The organism is Kitasatospora sp. NPDC127116, from assembly GCF_042677365.1.
In the GTDB taxonomy this organism is placed as follows: domain Bacteria; phylum Actinomycetota; class Actinomycetes; order Streptomycetales; family Streptomycetaceae; genus Kitasatospora; species Kitasatospora lactacystinica.
Genome location: NZ_JBHXTL010000129.1, coordinates 16,530 through 27,050, shown reverse-complemented (window position 1 = coordinate 27,050; position 10,521 = coordinate 16,530). Strand labels below are relative to the sequence as shown.

Here is a 10,521-nt window from a genome sequence, read left to right as displayed (position 1 = left end):
GGCCGGCGCCGCCTACCTGCCGCTCGACCCCGGGCACCCGGCCGACCGGCTCGCCCACCAGGTGGCGGACGCCGGAGCGGCGCTGGTGGTGGTCGACCAGCGGCGCCCGCTCCCCGCCGACCTGCCCGCCGAGCCGGTCACCCTGGAGGAACTGGACCGGCCGGTCCTGGGGGGCGCCGTGCCGCTGCCCGCCGCCGACCCGGACCGGCCCGCCTACCTGATCCACACCTCGGGCTCCACCGGCCGGCCGAAGGGAGTCCGGGTCGACCACCGGAACCTGGCCGCCGTCACCGCCGGCTGGCGCGCCGAGTACCGGCTGGACACCGAGGTCCGGGTGCACCTCCAGATGGCCGGCACCGCCTTCGACGTCTTCTCCGGGGACTTCGCCCGGGCGCTCAGCACCGGCGGCACCCTCGTCCTGGTCGACCGCGAGCTGCTCTTCGACACCGCCCGGCTGTACCGGGTGATGCGCGAGGAGGCCGTGGACGGCGGCGAGTTCGTGCCCGCCGTGGCCCGAGGGCTGCTGGCCCACTGCGAGCGCGAGGGCCTGACGCTGGACTTCCTGCGGCTGCTGATCGTCGGCTCCGACTCCTGGAAGGCCGCCGAGCACCAGCGGGTGCGCGCCCTGTGCGGCCCGCGGACCCGGCTGGTCAACTCCTACGGGCTGACCGAGGCCAGCGTCGACAGCACCTACTACGAGGGCCCGACCGAGCAGCTGGAACCCGGCCGGATGGTGCCGATCGGCCGGCCGTTCCCGAACAGTGCGGTGTACGTCCTGGACCCGTACGGCGAGCCCGTCCCGGTGGGCGTGCCCGGCGAGCTGTGGATCGGCGGCGCGGGCGTAGCGGCCGGCTACCCCAACGACCCGGAGCAGACCGCCCGGCGCTTCGTCACCCTGGAGCTCGACGGCGCACCCGCGCGGCTCTACCGCACCGGCGACCTCGGCCACTGGGACACCGCCGGCACCCTGCACCTGCTCGGCCGCATCGACAACCAGGTCAAGGTCCGCGGCCACCGGATCGAGCTCGGCGAGATCGAGGCCCACCTCACCGCCCGTCCGGAACTCGCCCAGGCCTGCGTGGCGGTCCGCCAGGACGCCCGGGGCGAGGCCGCCCTCGCCGCCTACGTGGTGCCCGCCGAGGGCACCGTGCTGGACCGCCGCGAACTGCGCCGCCACCTGGCCGAGCACCTGCCCACCGTGATGATCCCCTCCTACCTCACCGAACTGCCCGCCCTGCCGCTCACCCCGAACGGCAAGGTGGACCTCGCGGCCCTGCCCGAGCCGAAGGCCGACACCGCCGGGGCCCAGCACGAACCGCCCGTCACGCTCTACGAGACGAGGGTCGCCGAGCACTGGCAGAACCTGCTCGGCCTGGACGAAGTCGGCCTCCAGCACGACTTCTTCGAACTCGGCGGCAGCTCGATCCGGCTCATCGAGCTGATCCACCACCTGCAGAGCGAGTTCAACATCAGCATCCCGGTCGGCCTGCTGTTCAAGGTCACCACCCTGCACGGCATGGCCCGCACCGTCGAGCAGATCATCACCGGCGAGGTGGCCGGCGGCGAACCCTACCTCTGGTTCAACGCCGCGGCGCCCGAGGACCGCACGGTCTTCTGCTTCCCGCCGGCCGGCGGCCACGGGCTGGTCTACCGGCAGCTCGCCGCGCACCTGCCGGAGCACCGGATCGCCTCCTTCAACTACCTGACCGGCGACGACAAGACCGCCCGCTACGCGGACCTGGTCGAGGAACTGCACCCCGCCGGGCCGTACGTCCTGCTCGGCTACTCGCTCGGCGGCAACCTCGCCTTCGAGGTGGCCAAGGAGCTGGAGCGGCGCGGACGCACGGTGGCCTCGGTGCTGCTGGTGGACGCCTACCGGGTCACCGAGGCCTTCGACCTCGGCGAGGAGCACCTGGCCGTCTTCGAACGCGAACTCCACGAGCACCTGCACCGCCACACCGGCTCGCGGATCGTCGCCCGGGAGACCATCGAACAGGCCAGGGACTACCTGGAGTTCAGCAGCCGGACGCCCAACACGGGAACCGTCAGGGCCCAGTTGGACGTGGTCTGCGAAAGCGACCGGCTCTCCGTGCACGTGGGCGGCGAACCGGGCTCCTGGCACGGCGCCTCCACCACGGGCACCGCGGTGTACGTCGGACACGGCGCCCACGCCGAGATGCTCGACGGGGACTTCGCCGCCCGCAACGCCGAACTGGCCGGCGCCATCCTGGCCGGGGGCACCGCCGATGTCCTCGGCTGACCGCGGGCCGGACTGGTCCACCAGGGAACGGCCCGCCGGCGGCCCGCCCCGGGTGATCGTGATCGGGGCCGGCCTGGCCGGCCTCGCCACCGGCTGCTACGCGCAGATGAGCGGCCTGGAGACCCGGATCTTCGAGAAGCACGTGCTGCCCGGCGGCTGCTGCACCGCCTGGTCCCGGCACGGCTACCTGTTCGACTACTGCATCGACTGGCTGATCGGCACCGCCGAGGGCACCGGGGCGCACCAGGTCTGGAGCGAACTCGGCGCCCTGGACGGCAAGTCGGTGACCCGCTTCGACACCTTCAACCGGGTGGTCGACGAACACGGCCGGGCCGTCACCTTCTACGGCGACCCGGACCGGCTGGAGGCCCACCTGCTGGCCCTCGCGCCCGGCGACGCCAAGCCGATCCGGGCCTTCTGCCGGGACCTGCGCCGCTACGCCGCGATCGAGCTGCCCTGGGACCTCACCCCGCCGCCGCTGCGCACCACGGCGGAACGGCTGCGCACCCTGCGCACCGTCCTGCCCGCGTTCCGGCTGTTCTGGCGCACCGCGACCACCCCGATGAGCGGCTTCGCCGAGCGGTTCCAGGACCCGCTGCTGCGGCGGGCCTTCCCCAACATGTTCCTCCAGGAGCCCGAGGGCTTCCCGCTGCTGCCGTACCTGTACACCTTGGCGGCCGCCCACAACGGCAACGCGGGTTTCCCGGAGGGCGGTTCGCTCGGGCTGGCCCGCTCGGTGGAGGAGCGCTACACCTCGCTCGGCGGGGTGATCGGCTACCGCTGCCGGGCGGAGCGCATCCTGATCGAGGACGGGCGCGCGATCGGAGTGGAACTCAAGGACGGCTCCCGGCACTTCGCCGACCACGTGGTGGCCGCCTGCGACGGTCCGACGGTGCTCGACCGGCTGCTGGAGGGCCGGTACTCCAGCCCCGCCACCGAGAAGCTGTACGGCGAACTGCTCGACAAGCCGGGCAACCTGTACCCGGCCGTGGTCTCCGCCTTCGTCGGCGTCGACGGCCCGCTGCCCGAGGGCGAACCGCACAGCACCACCTACCTGCTGTCGCCCGAGGACGGTGCGCGGCTGCCCGGCTCGCTCCAGCGCAGCCTGGTGGTGCAGCTGCGCTCCACCTACGCGGACGGCTTCGCCCCGCCGGGCAAGTCGGTGCTGCACTGCACCTACTTCAGCGACTACCGCTCCTGGAAGGACCTGCGGAGCAGCGACCGCCGGGCCTACCGGGCGCGCAAGCAGGAAGTCGCCGCGTTCGTCCGGGAGTTCCTGGAGCGGACCTACCCCGAGCTCGGCCCGCGGATCGAACTCGTCGACGTGGCGTCGCCGGTGACCACCGAGCGGTTCACCGGCAACACCTACGGCAGCATCCTCGCCTGGCAGGCCTTCTCCGAGGCCGAGGACGCGGCCAACCGGCTGGTCAACCGGGACCGGATGCGGCTGCCCGGGCTGAGCGGCTTCTCCATGGCGGGCCAGTGGACCTCGCTCGGCGGGCTGATCCGGGCCGCCACCAGCGGACGGTTCGCCGCGCAGTACCTCTGCCAGGAGCTCGGCCGGCCGTTCCGGGCCTGGCCGAGCGACAACCGGGAACCCTGGCACGCGGGCAAGTGGGGGCGGCTGCCGCAACTCGGCCGGGCCACCGTGGGAGCGCCGGAAGTGGGAGTGGCGGAGTGAGCGGGACGACGACCGGCGGCCGGCAGAGCATGGTCATCATCGGCGGAGGGCTCGGTGGCCTGTCCACCGGCTGCTTCGCGCGGATGAACGGCTACCGCACCCGGATCCTGGAGATGCACGAGATCCCCGGCGGCTGCTGCACCGGCTGGGACCGCGGGGAGTTCACCTTCGACTGCTGCATCAGCTGGCTGCTGGGCAGCGGCCCGGGCAACGAGATGCACCAGATCTGGCTCGAACTCGGCGCGCTGCAGGGCAAGCGGATGCGCAACTTCGACGTCTTCAACGTGGTGCGCACCCGGGACGGCGGGGCGGTCTACTTCTACTCCGACCCCGACCGGCTGGAGGCCCACCTGCTGGAACTGGCCCCGGAGGACGCCCGGCAGATCCGGCAGTTCTGCGCGGGGCTGCGCAAGTTCCGTCTGGCGCTGGCCCGTTACCCCTTCCTCAAGCCGGTCGGGCTGATGGGCCGGTGGGAGCGGACGCGGATGCTCGCCTCCTTCCTGCCGTACTTCAACGTGATCCGGCGCTCGATCACGGTGCTGATGAGCGACTACTCGGCGAAGTTCAGGAGCCCGCTGCTGCGCGAGGCCTTCAACTTCATCCTGTACGAGAAGCACCCCAACTTCCCGGTGCTGCCCAACTACTTCCAGCTCGCCTGCCACGCCGGCCAGTCGGCGGGGGTGCCGGAGGGCGGCTCGCTGGGGCTGGCCAACTCGATCGAGCAGCGCTACCTGCGGCTGGGCGGCGAGATCACGTACAACACCAAGGTGACCGAGGTCCTGATCGAGGGCGACCGGGCGGTGGGGGTGCGGCTGAGCGACGGCCAGGAGGTGCGGGCCGACATCGTGGTGGCCGCCTGCGACGGCCGGACCACCATGATGGACCTGCTCAAGGGCCGCTACCTGAGCGACACCTACCGCCGGCTGTACACCCAGACCATCACCGAGCCGGGCATGGTCTTCCCCGGCTACGTGACCGTCTTCCTCGGCCTGCGCCGGCCCTTCCCGGCCGGGGACCCGTGCACCACCTACCTGCTGGAGGACGAGGTCGCCGAACGGCTCACCGGCATCCGGCACCCGAGCATCAACGTCCAGTTCCGCAGCCGCCACTACCCGGAACTGTCGCCCGCCGACACCACCGTGGTGTACGCCAGCTACTTCTGCGACATCGAACCCTGGCGGGAACTGAGCACCGGGCCGGAGCAGGAGCCCCGGGTGCGGCGCGGCGAGGAACTGCACACCCTGCCGGTCGGCCGGGGACGGGAGTACCAGCGGCAGAAGCGCCGGGTGCGCGACGCCATCGTCGAGTTCCTGGACGGCCACCACCCCGGGCTCCGGGAGGCGGTGGCCGTCAAGGACGTCTCCACCCCGCTCACCCAGGTCCGCTACACCGGCAACTACAACGGGACGGTGCTGGGCTGGCAGCCCTTCGTGGAGAGCGGCGAGACGCTGGAGGAGGAGGTCAAGCGCAACGGCCCGGGGCTGCCCGGCCTGGCGAACTTCTACCTCTCCGGGGTCTGGGCGACCACCGGCGGACTGATCCGGGCGGCGGCGGCCGGCCGGCACGTCGTCCAGTTCATCTGCCGGGACGACGGCAAGCCCTTCACCGCGGAGGTGGACGACAGCGCACCGCTGCCCACCGTGCTCATCGAACCGGTCGGCCCCGCCGACCGCCAGTTTGGAGTCACCTCGTGAGGATCGAGAAGTGGGTCGTCGGGGAGCACGTGGACGGCGTGCCGGACGTCGAGCGGATGTACCGGAAGGTCGTGGAGGAGCTGGACGTCCGGCTCGCGGCGGACGAGATGCTGCTGCGCACCCGGTACGTCTCGGTCGACCCGTACCTCCAGGGCATCGCGCTGGACACGCCGATCGGCGACCACATGGGCGCGGACTCGATCATGGAGGTGCTGGACGCCGGGCCCGCCGCGCGCTTCGCGGCGGGCGACCTGGTGCAGGGCTTCGGCGGCTGGCGCAGCCACCTGGTCAGCAACGGCGCGCCCAGGCTCTGGCAGACCGGGACGTTCCCGATGGTCTTCCCGGCCTTCCGCCGGCTGGATCCGGCCGACTACGACGAGGACCTGCCGCTGTCCACCGCGCTCGGCATCCTGGGCGGGCCCGGGATGACGGCCTGGGGGACGGTCGAGAAGTTCCTGGACGTGCGCCCCGGGGCGACGGTACTCGTCGGCGGCGCCTCCGGGGCGGTCGGCTCGCTGGTCGGACAGCTGGCCAAGCACCGGGGCGCACGGGTGATCGGGACCACGGCGTCGCCGGAGAAGACGGCGGGGCTGTGGGAGCTGGGCTTCGACGGGGTGCTGCTGTACCGCGACGGCGACGCGCCGGAGCGGCTGGAGAAGGAGCTGGCCGAGCTGGCTCCCGGGGGCATCGACCGCTACTTCGACAGCCTCGGCGGGACGCTGACCGACGTGGTCTTCGGCATGCTCGCGGTGGAGAGCCGGGTGGCCGTCTGCTGGCAGTGGGGGAGCCAGGTCGGCGGGGACTGGGCGGGGCCGCGGCTGCTGCCGATGATCATGTTCCCGCGCACCACGATCCGGGGCATCTTCTCGCTGGAGTGGTTCACCGAGGAGAACTGGGCCGCCCTGCGGCGGGACCTCGGGGCGCTGGTCCGCAGCGGGGAGCTGACCTACCAGGAGACGGTGCACCGGGGGTTCGACAGCATCCCGGCGGCCTACCGCGGCCTCTACCGGGACCGGTCGGCGAGCAAGGGGAAGGTGCTGGTCGAACTCTGAGCGTGTTCGTTCCAGGACGCCCGCGGGCCCTTCGGCGGATGTGCCGAAGGGCCCCGGCGCGCGGCCGGTGCGGGACGGTCAGTTCAGGGTGAACCAGGTGCTGCGGGACTTCTTCCACTCGGGGTGGGTGAGGTCCTTGGCGGCGGTGCCGTCGTTGTAGAGGTCGGCGGAGCCGTCGTCGGTGATCAGCTGGGCGCGGGCGCCGGGGGCGTCCAGGTCCGGGACGTTCGGGAGGGCCTCCCAGGCGCCGTAGTCGCTGGTCGGCAGGTCGATCAGCTTGGTCGGGGCGGAGCCGGGCTGACCGTTCCAGCGGTAGAGCGCGTACGGGGCGGAGTTGTCCTCGGCGGCCCAGGAACCGGCCACGATCAGGTACTGGCCGAGGTCGTTGCGCCGGATGTCACGGACGGACAGCCCGCCGAGGTCCAGCTCGACCGGGTCGCCGAAGGTCGCGTGCGCGGCCGAACCGTTCAGCAGGGACGGGAGGTTGGTGACCGGGACGAGCAGCGCCCGGCCGCCGGTGACGGCCGGGGTGAGCGGCGCGCGGAAGCCGATGTAGGCGGTGCTGGTGCTGCCGGGGGCGAACTCCAGGCCCTCGACGTTGAACCCGTCGATCTGCTTGGGCGCCTGACCGTCGGCGGCGCCGGCCGCGAAGCCGTAGCGCTTGCCGTGGGCGTTGTCCCAGCCGATCAGGTCGTCGCGCAGGCCGTCGTAGGAGCCGGCCAGGGACAGCTGGGTGTCGGCGCCGGAGCCGGTGACGGTGGTGGTGAAGACGGTGTGCCGGTCGGGCTTGACCACGCCGTCCTTGTTGTTGCCCAGCGAGCCGGTCCAGTAGATGGTGTTCCCGACCCGGGTGGCGGCCTCGATGTCGATCTCCTTGGAGACGCCGAGGGCCGAGCTGAAGTCCCAGGTGCGGATCGGCGCACCGGAGTTGTCGCGGTCGTACAGGCGCAGGGTGTTGGACTCGTCGTCGCCGACCACGATGTAGCCGCCGCCCGCGTCCACGGCGGCCGAGGCGTCGCTGGAGCCGGTCAGGTAGCGGCTGGTGGCGGAGGACTGCACGGCGGGGGAGGCCGCGTAGTGCAGGGTGCGGGTGGCGCTCTTGCCGCCGAGGCCGGTGACCTTGACGGTGAGGTCGGCGTAGCCGACGCCCTGGGCGGCGACCGCCAGGGTGCGGGTGCCGCCGGTGCCGGTCACCGTGACGTCGCCGGTGCGGGCCACGGAGCTGCGGGTGGTGGCCGAGGCGGCGACGGTCAGCGCCGAGGCCGCGGCGCCGGACTGGGCGACCGTCACGGTCACGGTCGGGTCGCCGGTGGCGCCGACCGCGCCGGACAGGTATCCGGCCGAGAAGGTGATCGTCGGGGTGCCGTACGTGACCGCGCCGGCCGGGAGGGCGGGCAGGGCGAGCACGGGCACCGCCGCGACGGCGACGGCGAGCGGCAGCAGGCGGCGGAGGGAACGCGACACGGTGGCTACCCTTCGGCAGGTGACGGGAGTTGACGGAGAGTGCAAGCCTGCTGGCGCTCGGCGAACACCGACCCTACGGAGACCCTACGAGCGTGGGCGGGCGGGCGAACAGCGGGCCTCGCGGCGGTGAAGGACCGGGCTCAGCCGGTGATTCCGGCCGCGCGCAGGCGGCGGGCGACCGCCTCCCAGTCGGGGGCGACCGGCTCGGTCCGACCGGTGCCGACGCCCTTGTCCTTGAAGCCGCTGGAGGTCGACACGCAGACCACCGGGCCCTCGGCGAGGTCCGGCTCGCCGAGGCTGCGCAGCCCCGCCAGGCCGGCCGCCGAGGACAGCTCCGTCCAGAGCCCGGCCCGGGCCAGCTCCCGCTGGGCGTCCGCGAGTTGAGCGTCGTCCAGGGTCAGCGCCCGGCCACCGCTCTCCCGGACGGCGAGCACGCCCCGGTAGCCGCTGACCGGGGAGGCGATCGAGTACGCGTCACTCGGGCCGACCGTCACCCGGGCGGCCGGCAGGCCCTCGGCGATCGCCCGGGCGAGCGGCCCGGAGGCGGCCGTCTCGCAGGAGTGGATGCGCGGAACGCGGTCGGTCAGTCCCAGCCGGCGCAGCTCGGTGAAGCCCTTCCAGACGCCGAACAGCAGCTCGCCGTAGCCGGTCGGGACGAACACCGCGCTCGGCAGGCCGACGTCCTGGAAGATCTCGTACGCGACGGTCTTGTAGCCCTCGGGGCCGTACGCGTGCCCGGTGTGGGTGGTGGTCAGGTTGCTGACCGGGTGCAGGCCCAGCCGGTCGACCGCCTGGCGCAGCAGCGGCCAGCGGGCCTCCCACGGCACCGGGAGCACCACCGCGCCGTAGGCGTTGAGGAAGGCGTCGACGTTCGGCGGCAGGTCCGGGCCGGTGAACACCACGCAGCGCAGTCCGGCGCGGGCGGCGTAGGCGGCGGCCGAGGCGCCGTGGTTGCCGGAGGAGGCGACCGCGAGGCCCGGCGCGCCGACGCCCACGGCCGCGCTGGTGGTGCAGCGGTTCAGCCGGTCCTTGTGGCTCCACGTGGGGTTGCGGGACTCGTCCTTGACGTACACCCCGGGCTCGATCTCCACCGTCGGGGTGGCGCCCTCGCCCAGACCCGGTGCGAGCAGCGGGGGCAGCAGCGGAGCCCAGCGCTCCAGGCCGCCGCGCACCGGGGCGGGGGCGAACAGGCCCGCCGGGTCGGCCTTGTCGTAGGCGTAGTCGACCTCGACGGGGTAGGAGACGTCCTCGGTGCCGGTGCGCGGGCAGCCGGCGGTGAGCGGCGGCCAGAGCGGGTAGTCGAGGGCGGGGTCGCCGAGGGAGCGCTGGCCGGTCGCGAGGGAGTCTTCTGCTGACATGCCAGGAGACTAGCCGGGCGGCCGCCGTGCGGTCCGGCGGTTGGCGGGCCGCGGCGGGAACCCGTTCGTGGCGGTACCGGTTCCGGCCGTTCGGGGGAGGAGTCAGCCCTGGCGGACCGCCGAGATGTCGAACTCCAGGACGACCTTGTCGCCGACCAGGACGCCGCCGCCCTCCAGTGCCGCGTTCCAGGTGACGCCGTACTCCTTGCGGCTGATGGTGACCGAGCCCTCCAGGCCCACCCGCAGGTTGCCGTACGGGTCGACGACGTTGCCGGTGTACTCGAAGTCGATGGTGACCGGGCGGGTGGTGTCCTTGATGGTCAGGTCCCCGGTGACCCGGTAGTCGGTGCCGGAGCGCACCTCGACCGCGGTGGAGCGGAAGGTGATGTCGGGGAAGTTCGGCGCGTCCAGGAAGTCGTTGGTGCGCAGGTGCTGGTCGCGCTGCTCCACGCCGGTGTCGATGCTCTCGGCCTTGATCACCACCTGGCCGGAGGAACCGGACGGGTTGCCGCCGTCGAGGTGGGCGGTGCCCTCGAACCGGTGGAACGCGCCGCGGACCTTGGTCACCATGGCGTGGCGGGCGACGAAGCCGATCCGGGTGTGGGTGGGATCGAGGACGTAGTCGCCGGTGAGCTCGGAGAGGTTGGCGGTCATGGTCGGCATGCCTCCTGGTGCGGGGCCCGGGTCTCGGCCCGGGGTGTGGTCGGGCGGTCCCCGGACCACGCTAGGGGCAGTTCCCGCGGGCCGCGCGTCGGGTCGGGTCTGAGTGGGGGCGGGGTGGGAAGGCTCGCGGAGTACACCGGAGGAGCGAAGGGGCGAGGGGGTCGCGATGGACAGTGGCGTACGGGCGATGGTCGACGCGGTGGACGAGGCGCGGCGGAGTGACCGGCGGCCGGTGCCCCTCGCCGGGGGCACCGGCCGCGTCGGTCAGCGGTGGCTCGGGAACTGGACCACCCGCTGGTATTTATTGCTTTTCTGCCTGGTGGTACTTTTTTGGGTGTGTAGTTCTAGG

Annotated in this window: 8 protein-coding genes; 5 read left to right on the top strand and 3 right to left on the bottom strand. The window is 72.8% G+C overall.

From position 1 onward, the window contains the following. The 4 genes from ACFVHV_RS35520 to ACFVHV_RS35505 all read left to right on the top strand — a co-directional run. A partial coding sequence (locus ACFVHV_RS35520) for an amino acid adenylation domain-containing protein (protein ID WP_380356943.1) occupies positions 1-2,260 on the top strand: 2,260 nt, incomplete at its 5' end. After that, complete coding sequence (locus ACFVHV_RS35515; RefSeq protein ID WP_380356940.1) at positions 2,247-3,941, top strand: phytoene desaturase family protein; 1,695 nt, start codon at positions 2,247-2,249, stop codon at positions 3,939-3,941. The genes ACFVHV_RS35520 and ACFVHV_RS35515, both read left to right, overlap by 14 nt. A 29-nt stretch (positions 3,942-3,970) precedes the next feature. Then, on the top strand, positions 3,971-5,635 hold the full coding sequence (locus ACFVHV_RS35510) for an NAD(P)/FAD-dependent oxidoreductase (RefSeq protein WP_359898345.1): 1,665 nt from the start codon (positions 3,971-3,973) through the stop codon (positions 5,633-5,635). Further along, a complete protein-coding gene (locus ACFVHV_RS35505) occupies positions 5,632-6,687 on the top strand; it encodes an NADP-dependent oxidoreductase (RefSeq protein ID WP_359898336.1) in 1,056 nt (351 codons plus the stop codon). Before ACFVHV_RS35510 ends, ACFVHV_RS35505 begins: the two co-directional genes overlap by 4 nt. 78 nt (positions 6,688-6,765) lie before the next feature. On the opposite strand, the gene ACFVHV_RS35500 is transcribed toward ACFVHV_RS35505, so the two are convergent. The 3 genes from ACFVHV_RS35500 to ACFVHV_RS35490 all read right to left on the bottom strand — a co-directional run bounded on the left by ACFVHV_RS35500 (position 6,766) and on the right by ACFVHV_RS35490 (position 10,163). Next, on the bottom strand, positions 6,766-8,151 hold the full coding sequence (locus tag ACFVHV_RS35500; RefSeq protein ID WP_380356937.1) for a hypothetical protein: 1,386 nt from the start codon (positions 8,149-8,151) through the stop codon (positions 6,766-6,768). Between the two features lie 140 nt (positions 8,152-8,291). Further along, positions 8,292-9,509 (bottom strand): pyridoxal-phosphate dependent enzyme, encoded by a 1,218-nt coding sequence (locus ACFVHV_RS35495; protein WP_380356934.1) that lies wholly within the window; start codon positions 9,507-9,509, stop codon positions 8,292-8,294. A 102-nt stretch (positions 9,510-9,611) separates the two neighbouring features. Then, a complete protein-coding gene (locus ACFVHV_RS35490; RefSeq protein ID WP_359898343.1) occupies positions 9,612-10,163 on the bottom strand; it encodes a YceI family protein in 552 nt (183 codons plus the stop codon). A 175-nt stretch (positions 10,164-10,338) separates the two neighbouring features. Here ACFVHV_RS35490 and ACFVHV_RS35485 point away from each other — a divergent pair. Further along, positions 10,339-10,521, top strand: a 183-nt coding sequence (locus tag ACFVHV_RS35485) for a hypothetical protein (protein ID WP_380356931.1), incomplete at its 3' end; no start/stop codon positions are given.